Here is a 15,734-nt window from a genome sequence, read left to right on the forward strand (position 1 = left end):
GAGAAATCGGTTCGCCACTGCCGAGCCGCGGGTGAGATCCTGGACCCCGTATGTCTACGCAGCCCGTCCTCACCCTCGACGCCCTCGCCCCCCGCCTGACCGAGCTCTCGCTGCGCGACGAGCACCGGATCGGCCGGCGGCTGGAGGGTGCCCGCCGGATCCGCAAGCCCGAGGCCCGCGCCGCCGTCCTCGCCGAGATCGCGGCGGACGTGGAGAAGGCCGGGGCGCGGATGGCCGAGCGCGGCTCCCGCGTGCCCGCGATCACGTATCCGGAGCAGCTGCCGGTCAGCCAGAAGAAGGACGAGATCGCCGAGGCGATCCGCGACCACCAGGTCGTGATCGTCGCGGGCGAGACCGGCTCGGGCAAGACCACGCAGATCCCCAAGATCTGCATGGAGCTCGGCCGGGGCGTGCGCGGCATGATCGGGCACACGCAGCCCCGCCGCATCGCGGCCCGTACGGTCGCCGAGCGCGTCGCCGAGGAGCTGAACACCCCGCTCGGCGAGGCCGTCGGCTGGAAGGTCCGCTTCACCGACCAGGTCGGCGCGGACACGTACGTGAAGCTGATGACGGACGGCATCCTGCTGGCCGAGATCCAGACGGACCGCGAGCTGCGCGCGTACGACACGATCATCATCGACGAGGCCCACGAGCGCTCGCTCAACATCGACTTCCTCCTGGGCTACCTCGCCCAGCTCCTGCCCAGGCGCCCGGACCTGAAGGTCGTGATCACCTCCGCGACCATCGACCCCGAGCGGTTCTCGCGGCACTTCGGGGACGCCCCGATCGTCGAGGTCTCCGGGCGGACGTATCCGGTCGAGGTCCGCTACCGCCCCCTCCTCGAAGAGGAGGGGGACGATTCCGACCGCGACCAGATCACGGCGATCACCGACGCCGTCGAGGAGCTCCAGGCCGAGGGCAAGGGCGACATCCTCGTCTTCCTCTCCGGGGAGCGCGAGATCCGGGACACGGCGGACGCGCTGAACAAGAAGAACTACCGGTTCACCGAGGTCCTGCCGCTCTACGCCCGGCTCTCGCACGCCGAGCAGCACCGCGTCTTCCAGCCCCACACGGGCAGACGGATCGTCCTCGCGACGAACGTCGCCGAGACGTCCCTGACGGTCCCCGGCATCAAGTACGTGATCGACCCGGGCACGGCCCGCATCTCCCGCTACAGCCACCGCACGAAGGTGCAGCGCCTGCCCATCGAGGCGATCAGCCAGGCCAGCGCCAACCAGCGCAAGGGCCGCTGCGGCCGTACGTCGGACGGCATCTGCATCCGGCTGTACAGCGAGGACGACTTTCTCTCGCGCCCCGAGTTCACGGACGCGGAGATCCTGCGCACCAACCTCGCCTCCGTCATCCTCCAGATGACCGCCGCCGGTCTCGGCGACATCGAGAAGTTCCCCTTCATCGACCCGCCGGACCACCGCAACATCCGCGACGGCGTACAGCTCCTCCAGGAGCTCGGCGCGCTGGACCCGGGCCAGAAGGACCCGAAGAAGCGGCTCACCGAGCAGGGCCGCAAGCTCAGCCAGCTGCCCGTCGACCCCCGGCTCGCCCGGATGGTCCTGGAGGCCGACAAGAACGGCTGCGTGCGCGAGGTCATGGTGATCGCCGCCGCACTCTCCATCCAGGACCCGCGCGAGCGCCCCGCCGAGAAGCAGGCGCAGGCCGACCAGCAGCACGCCCGCTTCAAGGACGAGACGAGCGACTTCCTCGCCTACCTGAACCTCTGGCGGTACGTCCGCGAGCAGCAGAAGGAGCGCGGCTCGTCATCCTTCCGGCGCATGTGCAAGGCGGAGTACCTGAACTTCCTGCGCATCCGCGAGTGGCAGGACATCTACACGCAGTTGCGGACGGTCGCCAAGCAGATGGGCATCCATCTCAACGAGGACGACGCCCCCGAGCAGCACGTCCACATCTCCCTCCTCGCCGGCCTGCTCTCCCACATCGGGATGAAGGACGTGAAGGAGTCGAAGGAGAGCAGGGCCGCCAAGGAGAACGACCCGAAGCAGCGCGGCGGGCGCAACGAGTACATCGGCGCCCGCAACGCCAAGTTCGCGATCTTCCCCGGTTCGGCCCTCTTCAAGAAGCCCCCTCGCTTCATCATGTCGGCCGAGCTCGTCGAGACCTCCCGCCTCTGGGCCCGGGTCAACGCGCGCATCGAGCCGGAGTGGGTCGAGCCGCTCGCCCAGCACCTCGTGAAGCGCACGTACAGCGAGCCGCACTGGGAGAAGGACCAGGCGGCGGTCATGGCGGTCGAGAAGGTCACGCTGTACGGCGTCCCGATCGTCACCGACCGCAAGGTGAACTACGGCCGCGTCGACCCCGAGGTCTCCCGCGACCTGTTCATCCGCAACGCGCTGGTCGAGGGCGACTGGCGCACGCACCACAAGTTCTTCGCCGCCAACCGCAAGCTGCTCACCGAGGTCGAGGAGCTGGAGCACCGCGCGCGGCGCCGCGACATCCTCGTCGACGACGAGACGCTCTTCGACTTCTACGACCAGCGGGTGCCCGCGGACGTCGTGTCCGGCGCGCACTTCGACTCCTGGTGGAAGAAGAAGCAGCGCGAGGAGCCCGAACTGCTCGACTTCGAGCGGTCGATGCTCATCAACGAGCGGGCGGGTGACGTCTCCAAGGACGACTACCCCGACTCGTGGCGCCAGGGGCAGCTCAAGTTCAGGGTGACGTACCAGTTCGAGCCGGGCGCGGACGCGGACGGCGTCACGGTCCACATACCGCTCCAGGTCCTGAACCAGGTGACGGACGACGGCTTCGACTGGCAGATTCCTGGCCTGCGCGAGGAGGTCGTGATCGAACTGATCCGCTCCCTGCCGAAGCCGATCCGCCGCAACTACGTCCCCGCGCCCAACTTCGCCAAGGCGTTCCTTGAGCGTGCGGTCCCGCTCCAGGAGCCGCTGCACGTGACGCTGGCGCGGGAGCTCCAGCGGATGGTCGGGGTGCCGGTCTCCCCGGACGACTTCGACCTCACGCGCGTACCGGACCATCTGAAGATCACGTTCCGGATCACCGACGAGCGGCGCAGGAAGCTCGCCGAGGACAAGGACCTGGAAGCGCTGAAGCTGCGGCTGAAGCCGAAGGCCCGCAAGGCGCTCTCGCAGGCGGCCGCGGCGACGGCGGAGCGCACGGGCTCCTCCGCGGTCGAGCGGACCGGTCTGACCGACTGGACCCTCGGCACGCTCTCGCGCGTCTTCGAGACCCGCCGGGCCGGCCAGCCCGTGAAGGCGTACCCGGCGCTCGTGGACGACGGCGACACCGTCTCCGTACGCCTCTTCGACACCGAGGCGGAGCAGCAGCAGGCGATGTGGCGCGGCACCCGGCGCCTCATCCTGCGCAACATCCCGGTGAATCCGGCCAAGTTCGCCTCGGACAAGCTGACCAACGTCCAGAAGATCGCCCTGTCCGCGAACCCGCACGGCTCCGTCCAGGCCCTCTTCGACGACTGCGCGACGGCCGCGGCCGACAAGCTGATCGCGGACTTCGGCGGGCCGGTCTGGGACGAGGAGTCCTACCGCAAGCTCTTCGACAAGGTGCGCGCCGGGATCGTCGACACGACGGTGCGCGCGGTCGGCCAGGTCCAGCAGGTCCTCGCCGCCTGGCAGGCCTGCGAGGGCCGCCTGAAGTCGACGAGGAGCGCGGTGCTGCTCGCCAATCTCGCGGACGTGCGGGAGCAGTTGAACTCCCTGATCAAACCGGGCTTCGTGACGGAGACGGGGCTGCGTCGGCTGCCGGACCTGATGCGGTACATGGTGGCGGCGGACCGGCGGCTCCAGCAGATGCCGACCAGCGTCCAGCGGGACACCAGCCGCATGGAGAAGGTCCACGAGATGCGCGACGAGTACCTGTGGCTGCTCGAACAGCTGCCCAAGGGCAGGCCCGTTCCGCAGGAGGTCCTGGAGATCCGCTGGATGATCGAGGAGCTCCGCGTCAGCTACTTCGCGCACGCGCTCGGCACGGCGTACCCGGTCTCGGACAAGCGGATCGTGAAGGCGATCGACGCTGCCGCACCGTGACGGACAGGGCGCACAGAGTGAGTTCGACCGCCGGGCCTGCACTGCTGTAGAGTCCTGTCTCGCAGCGCAACGCAGCACCGGGTCAATATCCGACTCCGTGGCGCGGGCGCTGCGAAGCAAGGTCCTGTGGAGCAGTTTGGAGTGCTCGCCACCCTGTCAAGGTGGAGGCCGCGGGTTCAAATCCCGTCAGGACCGCAGCAGGACAACGGGCCGCATCCCTTGAGGATGCGGCCCGTTGTCGTACCCGCGACCTTGACTGCGTCACATTCCACCGGTACCCCGGAGAACAGGGGGCCGGCGGGAAGCCCCCAGGAGGTGACGCATGTCTGCTTCTCCGACGTCCGCACGGCACGAGACGCGCGCCCTGCTGCGCGCACACCTCGCAGCGGCCACCAGCTACCGCCATCTGACCCGGCACTGCCCGATCTGCCACCGGCTGCTGAGGCTCGCCCTGGAGCCCTCTCAGCCGGTCCAGGACGAACGCCGGGCGCCCGAGGCCGCCTTCGTGGCGGAGAACGCCCCAGAGGGCGTCTCCGGCACCAACTCCGGCCCTCCGCCCGCCACCCGGCCCACCGAGGACGAAAGTCCCCCCAACGCATGACCAAAGACGCGGCGCCACCCACCCCCGCCAGTGGGAGGCTGAGAGCGGAAGGCCTTCGAGAACCACCGCGGCCCCTTTAGCGCAGTGGTGTCGTGCGCAACAAGCTTCACGACGTGTGACGGGTGTCACCGAAACGGTTTGAAGAACCCCGGAACTTACACCCTTCCTACAACGAGCCAATTTAATATGTGCAATTGCACCACCCCCCGGGCGGCGCCCCTGGCCACTCCCAGCCGCCCTCCGAAGACTCCCCAGAGACCAACAGGTGCGCTCACGGACCCGCTCACCAGCGCATCCTCGGCGCACAAAAAAGATCGCGCTGGACCCGGCGGAGTCCAGCGCGATCGAACGACGCACCCAGGTGGTGTCAGGCGTGGCTCCCGTTGGGGCGGGACCCGCGTCGCGTGTAGCCATATGTCGGACGTACGACCAGGTTGGGGGACCCGGCAGTAGTGGTGCTCTTCGCCCGAGTTGTGCGAGTTACTGCTGGTTGAGCGGTACTTCAGGCCTCGCTGCGCTGCTGCGGAATACCCGCGAGCAGTGCGCGGACCTCAGCCTCGCGGTAACGGCGGTGTCCGCCGAGCGTGCGGATCGACGTGAGCTTGCCAGCCTTCGCCCAGCGCGTGACCGTCTTCGGGTCGACGCGGAACATCGTGGCGACCTCAGCCGGGGTCAGCAGCGGCTCGGCATCAGGGGTGCGAGCGGTCATGAGCGGCCTCCTCGGGAGAACCGAACCTTCTCGGTTCATTCCTCTAAATTCTGCACCTTGACCCGCGTTGCCCGAAATGGCGGACGCGAGTCGAGTCGGTTATAGGACGAACGGCTTGTCCTCGGCACTACAACTACACCATCCGTCCAGCCGCGTCGGCCAAACCGATGGAATTGCCCTCCCAGGTGTTCATCACCGACGGAAGCCGATGGACCATGCCATAGCGGACAGTCACGCCACAGTGACGATCAGTCACAGAGCGATCAGGAGTCAACAGGACCCCCCATAGAGTGCATTGCCGAGCATTCCGCCCATAGTTGGGCGGAAGGAGCCCTCTCCGGACTCCTTGTCCTATTTTGGCATGAGGAGGGGTGATCGGCGCAAGAGCCCCGTAAGTGCCGTCCATCACGCTTGAGGCAAAGGCCCGGATCGGGACCTACGTCCCGACGGAGGAGACGCCGGGCTCCGACAGGGGGAAACACCGGGCTCCGGCAGGGGGAACACCGGGCTCCGGCAGACCTCAGTTCGCGAACTGGAGGTCCCGGACCGCCCGCCATCGCTCCACGAGCCTCGCATACGCCTCGCCGGCCGCCTCGCCGTCACCGTCGCGCAGCGCCTCGATCCCCTCGGCCACGTCCGCCGCCGAGTGGTCCTCGTCGAGCTCGTCCGCCGCGACCGCGTGCACGAGCCCGCCGTAGTCGAGCTCGACCAGGGACCGCGGGTGGAACTCCTCCAGCCACCGCCCCACATCCATGAGCCCGTCGATGAGCGGCCCCTCGTCCAGCGCCTCCCGCAGCACCTTCAGGCCCCGCGCGACCCGGCGCCGGGCCTGCACCATCGGGGTGCGGTACCGCAGGACGGGCACGGCGCCCTCCCCCTTCTGCTCCTTCTCGCGGCTCTCACGGCTCCGCTCCTCGTCGGAGAAGAGCACGAACCAGTGCAGCGGCACCTGCCAGGTGGACGTGCGGATCCAGGGGCGGGCGTCGGGGTTGCGGGCCAGCCACCGCTCGTAGTCCGCGGCCGTCTGGCGGCGCAGCACCGGCGGCAGGACCGCGTCGAGCACCGGCATCGGCAGCTGCCCGGTCAGCTCCCCCATGGCCTGCCAGCCGCGCAGCCGGGTCCGCCAAGGGCAGACGCACAGCACCCCGTCGACCTCCACCACGAAGGCGTCGCCGCTCTCGTGCACCGGCACGGGCACCGGCGGCGTGGGCAGCAGGTCGGCCAGCGAGCGGCGCAGTTCGTCCTGGTAGGAGGGGAGTTCTTGGCGGCGGGCGTAGCGCGCCCAGTGGCCGCGCTCCGGCTCGGGGAAGGCGGCAAGCGGCTCGTACACACGCAGGTAGGCCGCATACGGGACCGATACCGATGACACCTTGGGCACGGCAGCTCTCTCCCCCACGTACCGGCTGGAAAACACTGCACAGCGTGCCATGGCCGGACTCCGCCGCGCCCGCTCCCGCTCCGCCGGTACTCCGGGAGAGGGTGATCCTCGGCACCGGGCGGTCAAGGGCGGTGGACAACCTTTAGTCTCATGCCCATCGGGCCCCCGCCACCCGTACGGGAGCCCGTCCGACCGCCGCCACTTGACCGGGAGTCACCACAGTGACCGAAGCAGACAACGGCGTCCTGCACACCCTGTTCCACTCGGAGCAGGGGGGCCACGAGCAAGTAGTGCTCTGCCAGGACCGAGCCAGCGGCCTCAAGGCCGTCATCGCCATCCACAGCACCGCCCTGGGCCCCGCCCTCGGCGGGACCCGCTTCTATCCGTACGCGACCGAGGAAGAGGCCGTCGCCGACGTCCTGAACCTGTCGCGCGGGATGTCGTACAAGAACGCCATGGCCGGCCTCGACCACGGCGGCGGCAAGGCCGTGATCATCGGCGATCCCGAGCGGATCAAGACCGAGGAGCTGCTCCTCGCCTTCGGCCGCTGTGTCGCCTCGCTCGGCGGCCGGTACGTGACGGCCTGCGACGTCGGCACGTACGTCGCCGACATGGACGTGGTGGCCCGCGAGTGCCGCTGGACCACCGGGCGCTCCCCCGAGAACGGCGGCGCGGGCGACTCCTCCGTACTCACCGCCTTCGGTGTCTTCCAGGGCATGCGGGCCAGCGCGCAGCACCTGTGGGGCGACCCGACGCTGCGCGGGCGCAAGGTCGGCGTCGCGGGCGTGGGCAAGGTCGGCCACCACCTGGTGGAGCACCTGCTGCGGGACGGCGCCGAGGTCGTGATCACCGACGTGCGCGAGGAGTCGGTGAACCGGATCGTTCAGAAGCACCCTTCGGTGACCGCGGTGGCGGACACCGACGCGCTGATCCGGACCGAGGGCCTCGACATCTACGCGCCGTGCGCGCTCGGCGGCGCGCTCGACGACGACACGGTGCCCGTCCTCACCGCGAAGGTGGTGTGCGGCGCCGCCAACAACCAGCTCGCGCACCCCGGTGTGGAGAAGGACCTCGCCGACCGGTCGATCCTCTACGCGCCGGACTACGTGGTGAACGCGGGCGGCGTGATCCAGGTCGCCGACGAGCTGCACGGCTTCGACTTCGACCGGTGCAAGGCAAAGGCGTCGAAGATCTTCGACACCACGCTCGCCATATTCGCTCGGGCAAAGGAAGACGGCATTCCGCCGGCCGCCGCGGCCGACAGGATCGCCGAGCAGCGGATCTCCGACGCACGCGCGGAGGCATCCGGAATGTGAGGTTCCGCCCCCTCATGAGGCTTTGACAGGGCCCCGTCGACACCCGGGGAGAGACAAGACTCACCCCCGTCGGCGGGTCGCCCGGCAAGAAGAGGTTAAAATCGCAGTTGACCAGCGAGGACGGGGCTCCTCGCGGGTTCTGCGCCGAGGCGCGTCCTGCGGGCGACGTACCGTATGGCCGCAGGAGCAGGTACCGTGGAAGCCCTACGGACCGGTCTCTCCACGGAGAGTCCGTTCCAGATCATGAACGCGTGTCAAGACTCTGGGGCCGTCGAGCCCCGTATCCGAGGGGGTCGAGCCATGGGGCGCGGCCGGGCAAAGGCCAAGCAGACGAAGGTCGCCCGCCAGCTGAAGTACAGCAGCGGCGGGACTGACCTCTCGCGTCTGGCCAATGAGCTGGGCGCTTCGACTTCGCAACAGCCGCCTAATGGCGAGCCGTTCGAGGACGACGACGAGGAAGACGACCCGTACGCCCAGTACGCGGATCTGTATAACGACGACGAGGACGAGGACTCCGACGAGTCCGGTCCGTCGTCGCAGCGCCGCGGCGCTTGACCTCGTTGCATACGCAGCATCTGGCGTTGTCTACGCGGCCTTCGCAGTTCGCGTAGCAACCGCACTTCACCCGGTCCGGGGTGGTCACCACCCCGGACCGGGTTTTGTGCTGCCTCGGGGCCGCCCGCTTGCACAAGGGGCCCGCCAGGGGGCTACTTCGCGTAGTCGCCGATGAGCTCGGCGCCCGTCGCGTGGTCACCGCGGTCGGTGATCTCGCCCGCGACCCAGGCGTCCACGCCGCGGTCCGCGAGGGTGGTGAGCGCCGCGTCCGCCGACTCCTCGGGGACGATCGCCATCATGCCGACGCCCATGTTCAGCGTCTTCTCCAGCTCCAGGCGCTCGACCCGGCCGGCCGCGCCCACCACGTCGAAGACCGCGCCCGGCGCCCAGGTCCCGCGGTCCACGATCGCGTGCAGGCCGTCCGGGACGACCCGGGCGAGGTTCGCCGCGAGGCCGCCGCCGGTGATGTGGCTGAAGGCGTGCACGTCCGTGGTGCGGGTGAGCGCCAGACAGTCGAGCGAGTAGATCTTGGTGGGCTCCAGGAGCTCCTCGCCGAGCGTGCGCCCGAACTCCTCGACCCGGCGGTCCAGGGCCCAGCCCGCGCGGTCGAAGACCACGTGCCGGACGAGCGAGTACCCGTTCGAGTGAAGACCGGAGGACGCCATCGCGATCACCGCGTCACCCTTACGGATGCGATCGGCGCCGAGGAGGCGGTCGGCCTCGACGGCACCCGTGCCGGCGCCCGCGACATCGAAGTCGTCCGGGCCGAGCAGGCCCGGGTGCTCCGCGGTCTCGCCGCCGACCAGCGAGCACCCGGCGAGGACACAGCCCTCGGCGATGCCCTTCACGATGGCGGCGACGCGCTCGGGGTGGACCTTGCCGACGCAGATGTAGTCGGTCATGAAGAGCGGCTCGGCGCCGCACACGACGATGTCGTCCATGACCATCGCGACGAGGTCGTGGCCGATGGTGTCGTAGACGCCCATCTGACGCGCGATGTCGACCTTGGTGCCGACGCCGTCGGTCGCCGAGGCGAGGAGGGGGCGCTCGAAGCGCTTGAGGGCGGAGGCGTCGAAGAGGCCGGCGAAACCGCCGAGGCCGCCGAGGCCCGCGACCTCGGGCCGCTGGGTCTTCCTGACCCACTCCTTCATCAGCTCGACGGCGCGGTCGCCCGCCTCGATGTCTACGCCTGCGGCTGCGTAGCTGGCACCAGTGGTCTCGGGCATGGTGATTGAGAGCTTTCGTGTCGTCACTACGTGAGGCTTACGGGCGACGGATCGCGTCGGCCGCTGCCGTGGAAGCCGGTCCCGCGGCGAGCTCCGTCTCCAGGAGCTGCTTGCCGAGCAGTTCGGGGTCGGGCAGGTCCATCGGGTACTCGCCGTCGAAGCAGGCGCGGCAGAGGTTCGGCTTGTCGATGGTCGTGGCCTCGATCATGCCGTCGATGGAGATGTACGAGAGGGAGTCGGCGCCCATCGAGGTACCGATCTCCTCGATGGTCATGCCGTTGGCGATGAGCTCCGCGCGGGTCGCGAAGTCGATGCCGAAGAAGCAGGGCCACTTCACGGGCGGCGAGGAGATCCGGATGTGGATCTCGGCGGCGCCCGCCTCGCGGAGCATCTTGACCAGGGCGCGCTGGGTGTTGCCGCGGACGATCGAGTCGTCGACGACGACCAGTCGCTTGCCCTTGATGACTTCCTTGAGGGGGTTCAGCTTGAGGCGGATGCCGAGCTGCCGGATCGTCTGCGAGGGCTGGATGAAGGTCCTGCCGACGTAGGCGTTCTTGACCAGGCCCGCGCCGAAGGGGATGCCGGACGCCTCCGCGTACCCGATCGCGGCAGGGGTGCCGGATTCGGGCGTCGCTATGACGAGGTCCGCCTCGACGGGGGCTTCCTTGGCGAGTTTCCGGCCCATCTCGACGCGCGAGAGGTAGACGTTCCGGCCCGCGATGTCCGTGTCGGGGCGCGCCAGATAGACGTACTCGAAGACACAGCCCTTGGGCTTCGCTTCTGCGAATCTAGACGTTCGCAGTCCGTTCTCGTCGATCGCGACGAACTCGCCGGGCTCGATCTCGCGGACGAAGCTCGCGCCGCAGATGTCGAGCGCCGCGGACTCCGAGGCGACGACCCAGCCGCGCTCCAGGCGGCCGAGGACCAGCGGGCGGATGCCCTGCGGGTCGCGGGCCGCGTACAGCGTGTGCTCGTTCATGAAGACGAGGGAGAAGGCGCCCTGCACGTCCGGGAGGACCTTGATGGCCGCTTCCTCGATCGTCAGCGGCTTGCCGTCGTCGTCCACCTGGCCCGCGAGGAGAGCCGTCACCAGGTCGGTGTCGTTGGTCGCGGCGACCTGGGTCGCGCGGCCGTTCTCCTTCGGGAGTTCGGCGACCAGCTCGGCGAGCTGGGCCGTGTTGACGAGGTTGCCGTTGTGCCCGAGCGCGATGGAGCCGTGCGCGGTGGCACGGAACGTCGGCTGGGCGTTCTCCCAGACGGAGGCGCCAGTGGTCGAGTAGCGGGCGTGACCGACCGCGATATGACCCTGGAGCGAGCCGAGAGAGGTTTCGTCGAAGACCTGGGAAACGAGGCCCATGTCCTTGAAGACGAGGATCTGGGAGCCGTTGCTGACCGCGATTCCTGCGGATTCCTGGCCCCGATGCTGGAGGGCGTAGAGCCCGAAGTAAGTGAGCTTTGCGACCTCTTCGCCCGGAGCCCAGACACCGAAGACGCCACAAGCGTCCTGGGGGCCTTTCTCGCCGGGGAGCAGATCGTGATTGAGTCGACCGTCACCACGTGGCACGTCTTCGAGTGTAGGCGAGATCGACCACTGGTCCGAATTGGGGATACGAGCCCTGCACGGACGGTAGCCGTGGCGCGGTCCCGGCCCCGGCCGAGTGCGAAGTCCACGTGAACAGACGGGCCCTTTCGTTGACACCTACAAGCGCACTCGGACAGGCTCCGGCGCATGCCGCCCACCACTGACCCGACGGTCCTGCTCGTGGCGCGCCGCCACGTGGACCTGGTCCGTGTGGCGAGCGCGATCTGTCGCAGCACCACCTGAACGCACCCCTTTCCCCACCCTTCTCCGGGCATGTGACGCCGTGCTGCGCCGTGCCCCGTTCAGGAGCGCGCTGTGTCTTCCTACAACCCTGGATCGGCTGCCGAAAGCCTTCGGTCCAAGCTGTCCCGACGTGCCTTCGGCGGTGTCGTCGGCGCCTCCGCGACCGCCGCCGCGGTCGGTCTTCCCGCCACCGGGGCGCGGGCCGACGCCGCCCACGAGGAGCGGCCTTTCCGGGCCGCCGCGCACCGGCAGGCCAAGCGGCCGAACATCCTCTTCATCCTCGGCGACGACCTCGGCTGGGCCGACCTGTCCTCGTACGGCTCGCCGCACATCAGGACGCCGAACCTGGACCGCCTCGCCCGCCAGGGCGTGCGGTTCACGGACGCCTACTCCGGCTCCGCGACCTGCTCGCCCACCCGCTTCAGCCTGTACACCGGCCGCTTCCCCGGGCGTACGAAGGGCGGCCTCGCGGAACCGATAGCCGACAAGTCCGTGGGCCTCGCCCCGACCCACCCGACGCTCGCCTCGCTGCTGCGCGACTCCGGGTACGCGACCGCGCTGATCGGGAAGTGGCACTGCGGCTACCTGCCGGACTACTCGCCCACCAAGTCGGGCTGGGACGAGTTCTTCGGGAACTTCGGCGGCGCCCTGGAGTACTACTCGAAACTGGGACTCGGCGGGGAGTACGACCTGTACGAGGGCGATGTCCGCGAGGGCGACGCCGAGTACAAGGACCTGCGGTACTACACGCGGATCCTGACCGAGCGCGCGAGCGCCTACGTACGGCGCGATCACGGCGGCACCCCCTGGCTGCTCAACCTCAACTTCACCACCCCGCACTGGCCGTGGATCGCGGACGGCGACGAGGAGGAGAGCGCCGAGATCGTCCGCAGGATCAAGGCGGGCGAGCAGGGAGCGCTGTGGCATCAGGACGGCGGCTCCGTGGCGAAGTACACCGAGATGGTCCAGGACCTGGACCGGTCGGTCGGTGAGGTGCTGCGCGCGCTGAAGGCGTCCGGGCAGGAGCGCGACACCCTGGTCTTCTTCGCCTCCGACAACGGCGGCGAGCGCTTCTCGTACAACTGGCCGCTGTCCGGCAACAAGGGCTCGCTCAAGGAGGGCGGCATCCGGGTGCCGACCATCGTGCGGTGGCCCGCGCGGCTCGACGGCGGGCAGGTCAGCCACGAGCCCGTGTACACGCCGGACTGGACGGCGACCCTCCTGGAGATCGCCGGGGCCCGGCCGGACCGCGCGTATCCGCTGGACGGCACGAGCCTCGCCCCCTACCTGCTGAGGGGCGAGAAGATCGCCGAACGCGAGCTGTTCTGGCGGGTGCGCGGGGAGCGGGCGCTGCGGCGGGGCAACTGGAAGTACTACCGGGGCAAGGGCGGGGCGGACCAGCTGTACGACCTCGCGGCCGACCGGCGCGAGCAGGCGGACCGCGCCGCCGCGGAACCGAAGCTGCTGGCCGAGCTGAAGGGGGCCTGGGAGCGGACGGACAAGGGGTTGCTGCCGTATCCGGGGGCGTAGGGGGGCGTAGGGGGCGCGGGGGACGCGGAGTGTGAGGGCTGTGGGCTTGTGGGCTTGTGGGCGGACTTCGCCGCGCCCCGTCCCCTCCCCGCTACTCCTTCGCGTCCTTCCGGTCCGCCTCCGCGCTGATCACCGTGCCGTCGGCGGCGGTGAGCCTCAGCGTGCCCTGCTTCACCTCGTAGCGCGCCGTGCCGTCGAACAGCTTGAGCAGCTTGCGCTCGGTCGTCATCGCGTCGCCGGGGCACATCTTCCGGGTGGTCGCGGGCGGCCCGAAGGTGATCCGGCCGTCCTCGGCCTCGGCCTCGGCCGTGACGTCGTTGCAGCCGAGGTTGCCGCGCACCTTGCTGTCCTTGCCGAAGGTGAGGTGGACCTTGCCGTCCAGCGACTTCGGCAGCGTCGCGGCCGTCCGGGCGTCGCCGACGCCGCTCACCGTCCACTTGGTGCCGGTGAGCGGGGCGGCGGGCTCGGCGGGGCGTGAGGTGAAGTCCACGCGGTCTCCATCGGACGTGCTGAGGGTCATGCGGTCGCCTTCGGTCCTCGCGGTGAACTTCTCCTCGCCGAGGGTGCGCAGGAGTTCCTTCTCGAACGCCATGCGGCCGTCGTCCGTGCAGGCCCGCTTCGTCATCAGCGGCTTGCCGAAGTGGACGGTGTCGCCCTTGACGGACACGTCGGAGCTCACGCCGTTGCAGCCGTAGCTGCCAACGGCCCGCCCGTCCTTGCCGATCTTCAGGTAGGCGTCCCGCGGTGCGACGCGCTTCTTGCCGTCCGCGGTGAGGCTCTCGACGTGCCAGCGGACGCCGGTGAGGGACGGCCCGTCCGCCACGGAACGGCCGCCGGAGTCGCTGTCGGAACCGGCCCCGGACTCGGTGCCGCATGCGGTGAGCAGCAGCCCGGCGGAGGCCAGCGCGGTCAGGGTGAGGGTCAGACGCTGCGTGTGCATGACGATGTGACGGGACAAGTGGGGGTCCCGGTTCCACGACCGGAACGATGACCGGATCGACGACCGATTCCCCGACCGGTTCCCTCGCCGAGTCCCCACCGGTTCACGCCCCGCACCGCTACCCCATGACCGGCAGCAGCTCCGACAGATCCGCCCGCTCCCCGCTCGCGCTGACCCGCGCCGCGTCGAGCGCCGTCGCCCACTCGGTCCGCCCGGTCGCGAGGCGGATCCAGGTGAGCGGGTCGGTCTCGACGACGTTGGGCGGGGTGCCGCGGGTGTGCCGCGGGCCCGCCACGCACTGCACGACCGCGTAGGGCGGCACCCGAACCTCCGTCGAGGCGCCCGGTGCCTTGATCGCGAGGGCGTCCGCGAGCAGCCGGGCGCAGGCGGCCAGGGCCTGGCGGTCGTACGGGACGTCGAGGCCCGGCACCGCGTCGTTCAAGTCGTCGGTGTGAACGATGAGTTCGACGGTGCGGGTGACGAGGAAGTCGCCGAGGGTCATGGCGCCGAAGCGCATCGGGACCAGGCGCTCGTCCGGGGCGCCGGGCAGGGACTCCTCGATCCCGGCGAGCGTGCGCGTGAACAGTTCGTCGAGGCCCGTGCCCGCGGCCTCGGCGATCTCGCGGGTGTCCAGGTCGACCTGGACGGCGGCGGTGACCGTCGCGAACGGCCAGTCCATGAGCGCCACTTCGTGCCGTTCCGGTTCCGGCATGCCGAGGTAGCGGTGGACGGTGCCGAGGACCATCGCGATGTGGGCCGCCAGTTCGCGCACGGTCCAGTCGCCGAGCCGGGTCGGGCGGGCGAGCTGCTCGGGGGTCAGGGTGCGGACCGCCTCGCAGACGTTGCCGAACTGGGCGAGGACGGCGGAGCGGATCTTCACGGAGTCGTACGAGCGCAAGCGCTTCTTGGCCGGGGGCATGGTGCTGAGCCTAGAGGTTCCCGGGATACCCCTGAAGTCCCTTTTCGACCAGGTCGAAGGCGCGCTCGGCGAGGGCCGCGCAGTCGACGGCGATGTCCTCGGCCCGGTCGCCCGCGAGCAGCCTGCGGTGGTTCTCCAGGATCACCGCGTCCCGCGCGGCGACGAGCTGGTGGGCGGCCACGCCGGCGAGCAGCCGGTCACCCGTCTCCTCGGTGAGGACCTCGGCGAGCAGCTCGATGCCGCGCATCTGGAAGAACAGGGTGCGGCGCGCCAACGTCGGCGTGTCGGTGATGAGTTGACGCATCTGGACCAGCCGCACGTCGTCGGAGAGGCCGATCGAGGGGTCGCGCTCGGCCACCTTGGCCAGGAACTGCCGACGCAGGGCGCTGACCGCGGACTCTCCGGGCTCCCGCTCGCGTACCGCGTCGGCGGCGTCGGAGACGTGGTCCTCCATCGGGCCGAGGAGCACGTCCTCCTTGGTGCCGAAGTAGTTGAAGACCGTCATCTTCGAGACGTCGGCCGCGGCGGCGATCTCCGCGACGGAGACCTTGTCGTAGCCACGCTCCAGGAACAGGGTCAGCGCGCTGCGCCAGATCCGCATCGCGGTCTGCCGCTTCTTGCGCTCGCGCAGTCCCAGCGCTTCTTCAGCCATGCGCTTCCTCAGCCATGCGACCCCTCAGCCATCCGCCTGCTCAGCC

The 15,734-nt window shown here is 69.6% G+C and carries 13 protein-coding genes and 1 tRNA gene; 7 read left to right on the plus strand and 7 right to left on the minus strand.

Annotated features, from left to right (window positions below; all coding sequences use genetic code 11):
- Positions 1-50: 50 nt before the first annotated feature.
- The 3 genes from hrpA (at position 51) to ACFVYR_RS13775 (ending at position 4,638) form a co-directional block, all read left to right on the plus strand.
- Entirely contained in the window at positions 51-4,037 is a 3,987-nt protein-coding gene (gene hrpA / locus ACFVYR_RS13765) for an ATP-dependent RNA helicase HrpA (RefSeq protein ID WP_384256074.1), read from the plus strand.
- Between the two features lie 120 nt (positions 4,038-4,157).
- Positions 4,158-4,232: transfer RNA gene (locus ACFVYR_RS13770), tRNA-Asp, on the plus strand.
- A 127-nt stretch (positions 4,233-4,359) separates the two neighbouring features.
- Positions 4,360-4,638: a DUF6274 family protein gene (locus ACFVYR_RS13775; protein WP_384256071.1), complete on the plus strand. Its 279-nt coding sequence runs from the start codon at positions 4,360-4,362 to the stop codon at positions 4,636-4,638.
- Between the two features lie 502 nt (positions 4,639-5,140).
- On the opposite strand, the gene bldC is transcribed toward ACFVYR_RS13775, so the two are convergent.
- Both bldC and ACFVYR_RS13785 read right to left on the minus strand, forming a co-directional pair.
- Entirely contained in the window at positions 5,141-5,347 is a 207-nt protein-coding gene (gene bldC, locus ACFVYR_RS13780; protein WP_003949541.1) for a developmental transcriptional regulator BldC, read from the minus strand.
- A gap of 520 nt (positions 5,348-5,867) precedes the next feature.
- Entirely contained in the window at positions 5,868-6,725 is an 858-nt protein-coding gene (locus tag ACFVYR_RS13785) for a hypothetical protein (RefSeq protein WP_384256069.1), read from the minus strand.
- A 221-nt stretch (positions 6,726-6,946) separates the two neighbouring features.
- Here ACFVYR_RS13785 and ACFVYR_RS13790 point away from each other — a divergent pair, with 221 nt between their 5' ends.
- Both ACFVYR_RS13790 and ACFVYR_RS13795 read left to right on the plus strand, forming a co-directional pair.
- The gene (locus tag ACFVYR_RS13790; protein ID WP_384256067.1) at positions 6,947-8,041 is read left to right on the plus strand and encodes a Leu/Phe/Val dehydrogenase; all 1,095 of its coding nucleotides are present in this window, start codon (positions 6,947-6,949) and stop codon (positions 8,039-8,041) included.
- A gap of 300 nt (positions 8,042-8,341) precedes the next feature.
- Positions 8,342-8,596 carry a DUF3073 domain-containing protein gene (locus ACFVYR_RS13795; protein WP_055568369.1) on the plus strand — a complete coding sequence of 85 codons (255 nt, stop codon included), beginning with the start codon at positions 8,342-8,344 and terminating at the stop codon, positions 8,594-8,596.
- A gap of 152 nt (positions 8,597-8,748) precedes the next feature.
- Here the strand turns inward: ACFVYR_RS13795 and purM are convergent, their stop codons facing one another.
- Both purM and purF read right to left on the minus strand, forming a co-directional pair.
- The gene (gene purM / locus ACFVYR_RS13800; RefSeq protein ID WP_384256064.1) at positions 8,749-9,822 is read right to left on the minus strand and encodes a phosphoribosylformylglycinamidine cyclo-ligase; all 1,074 of its coding nucleotides are present in this window, start codon (positions 9,820-9,822) and stop codon (positions 8,749-8,751) included.
- A 37-nt stretch (positions 9,823-9,859) separates the two neighbouring features.
- On the minus strand, positions 9,860-11,386 hold the full coding sequence (gene purF / locus ACFVYR_RS13805) for an amidophosphoribosyltransferase (protein ID WP_384256062.1): 1,527 nt from the start codon (positions 11,384-11,386) through the stop codon (positions 9,860-9,862).
- 165 nt (positions 11,387-11,551) lie between these two features.
- On the opposite strand from purF, the gene ACFVYR_RS13810 reads away from it, so the two are divergent.
- The gene (locus ACFVYR_RS13810) at positions 11,552-11,647 is read left to right on the plus strand and encodes a putative leader peptide (protein WP_384256059.1); all 96 of its coding nucleotides are present in this window, start codon (positions 11,552-11,554) and stop codon (positions 11,645-11,647) included.
- A gap of 72 nt (positions 11,648-11,719) precedes the next feature.
- A complete protein-coding gene (locus ACFVYR_RS13815; RefSeq protein WP_384256056.1) occupies positions 11,720-13,177 on the plus strand; it encodes a sulfatase in 1,458 nt (485 codons plus the stop codon).
- 91 nt (positions 13,178-13,268) lie between these two features.
- On the opposite strand, the gene ACFVYR_RS13820 is transcribed toward ACFVYR_RS13815, so the two are convergent.
- The 3 genes from ACFVYR_RS13820 to ACFVYR_RS13830 all read right to left on the minus strand — a co-directional run bounded on the left by ACFVYR_RS13820 (position 13,269) and on the right by ACFVYR_RS13830 (position 15,688).
- Positions 13,269-14,117: an META domain-containing protein gene (locus tag ACFVYR_RS13820; protein ID WP_384256054.1), complete on the minus strand. Its 849-nt coding sequence runs from the start codon at positions 14,115-14,117 to the stop codon at positions 13,269-13,271.
- A 118-nt stretch (positions 14,118-14,235) separates the two neighbouring features.
- Entirely contained in the window at positions 14,236-15,036 is an 801-nt protein-coding gene (locus ACFVYR_RS13825) for a sterol carrier family protein (protein WP_384256052.1), read from the minus strand.
- A gap of 10 nt (positions 15,037-15,046) precedes the next feature.
- Positions 15,047-15,688, minus strand: coding sequence for a TetR/AcrR family transcriptional regulator (locus ACFVYR_RS13830; RefSeq protein WP_384256049.1), 642 nt, complete (start codon positions 15,686-15,688; stop codon positions 15,047-15,049).
- Positions 15,689-15,734 lie beyond the last annotated feature (46 nt).

It is taken from the genome of Streptomyces sp. NPDC058284, assembly GCF_042881135.1.
Lineage (GTDB): Bacteria > Actinomycetota > Actinomycetes > Streptomycetales > Streptomycetaceae > Streptomyces.

Excerpts from the sequence above, each read along its gene's own strand:
- hrpA (WP_384256074.1), top strand. The coding sequence starts at position 51 with ATGTCTACGCAGCCCGTCCTCACCCTCGACGCCCTCGCCCCCCGCCTG.
- ACFVYR_RS13775 (WP_384256071.1), top strand. The coding sequence starts at position 4,360 with ATGTCTGCTTCTCCGACGTCCGCACGGCACGAGACGCGCGCCCTGCTG.
- bldC (WP_003949541.1), bottom strand. The coding sequence starts at position 5,347 with ATGACCGCTCGCACCCCTGATGCCGAGCCGCTGCTGACCCCGGCTGAG.
- ACFVYR_RS13795 (WP_055568369.1), top strand. The coding sequence starts at position 8,342 with ATGGGGCGCGGCCGGGCAAAGGCCAAGCAGACGAAGGTCGCCCGCCAG.
- purM (WP_384256064.1), bottom strand. The coding sequence starts at position 9,822 with ATGCCCGAGACCACTGGTGCCAGCTACGCAGCCGCAGGCGTAGACATC.
- ACFVYR_RS13810 (WP_384256059.1), top strand. The coding sequence starts at position 11,552 with ATGCCGCCCACCACTGACCCGACGGTCCTGCTCGTGGCGCGCCGCCAC.
- ACFVYR_RS13820 (WP_384256054.1), bottom strand. The coding sequence starts at position 14,117 with ATGCACACGCAGCGTCTGACCCTCACCCTGACCGCGCTGGCCTCCGCC.
- ACFVYR_RS13825 (WP_384256052.1), bottom strand. The coding sequence starts at position 15,036 with ATGCCCCCGGCCAAGAAGCGCTTGCGCTCGTACGACTCCGTGAAGATC.
- ACFVYR_RS13830 (WP_384256049.1), bottom strand. The coding sequence starts at position 15,688 with ATGGCTGAAGAAGCGCTGGGACTGCGCGAGCGCAAGAAGCGGCAGACC.